We start from the raw sequence: 1206 nt of genomic DNA, 5'->3' as shown, positions 1-1206 counted from the left end.
CAACGCCGCGCAGCAAAGCAGCAGCCACTACCGCTGGGACGAAGGCGGGCGCCTCGCCGAGCGCCAGCTGCCCGCCACGCCCCATGCGCCCGCACAAACCCACCGCTACGAATGGGATGCCGCCGGGCGCCTCACGGCGGCCAGCGTCTGGCAACACACCGGCGAGAACACCGCAGAGAACACCATCCAACTGCAAAGCCGCATAGCACTGGAGCGCGACGCCCTGGGCCGCATCACGGCAGAAGTGCAGCAGCTGTACCGGCCCGGCAAGGACGGGGGCGGGAACGGGGGCGCAGAGCAGATCGAATACGAACACCGCATCGCCCACAGCCTGGACGCGCTGGGCGCACGCCAGCACAGCCAGCTGCAAGGCCTGGGAGATATCGCCTGGCTCACCTACGGCTCAGGCCATGTGCACGGACTGCAGCTCAACGGAGCCAGCCTCATCGACTTCGAGCGCGACAACCTGCACCGCGAAGTCCGCCGCAGCCTGCACCCACCCACCGCCGCAGCAGATGCACACACCCCCCTGCAGGTGCAACGCCAATGGGACAGCCTGGGCCGCCTCACGGCCCTGGGCACCACGGGCCTGCAAGCGCTGCAGCCCACCGACGCCCAGGCCCACGCCCTCATAGGCCAGATCCTCGGCCGCCGCTACCACTACGACAGCCTGGGCCAGCTCGTTGCCATCGAACAGGCCGGCGCCCCGGGCCAGGCCGCGCAACTGCTGCGCTACGGCTACGACAGCGCAGGGCGCCTGAGAGCGGCCACCGACAGCCAGGCCCCCCAGACCACCACCCGCTGGCAGATCGACCCTGCAGGCAACCGCCTGCCAGCACCAGGTGCACCCGGTGCAACGGGCCAGACAAACCCCCAGGACAACTGGGCTGCCCAGGTCCACGCCCACTGGCGGCACACCGACTTCAACCTCATGGGCCTGGGCCACCTTGCAGGCCAGCGGCAAGGCCCCGTGCAGCGCTGGGAAGACAACCGCATCGGCTTCACCGAAGACTGCGTCTGGCGCTACGACCCCAGCGGCAACCGCATCGCGCAAATGCAGGCAGACCACAGCCAGCAGCAACTGCACTACGACGGAGCCCACCAGCTCATAGCCGTGCGCAGCAGCCAGATCCAGGGCAACGCCGAGCAGCTGCGCCACCACAGCCGCTACACCTACGACGCCCTGGGCCGCAGGCTCAAGCAGCA

General features: G+C 69.4%; 1 pseudogene. It reads left to right on the top strand.

Annotated elements, in window-relative coordinates:
• Positions 1-1206 (top strand): annotated as a pseudogene (locus IAE24_RS29945) (RHS repeat protein); the annotation flags it as partial.

This window comes from Delftia sp. S65 (assembly GCF_016516495.1).
Lineage (GTDB): Bacteria > Pseudomonadota > Gammaproteobacteria > Burkholderiales > Burkholderiaceae_C > Comamonas > Comamonas acidovorans.
This window is presented reverse-complemented; position numbering and strand designations above follow the sequence as displayed.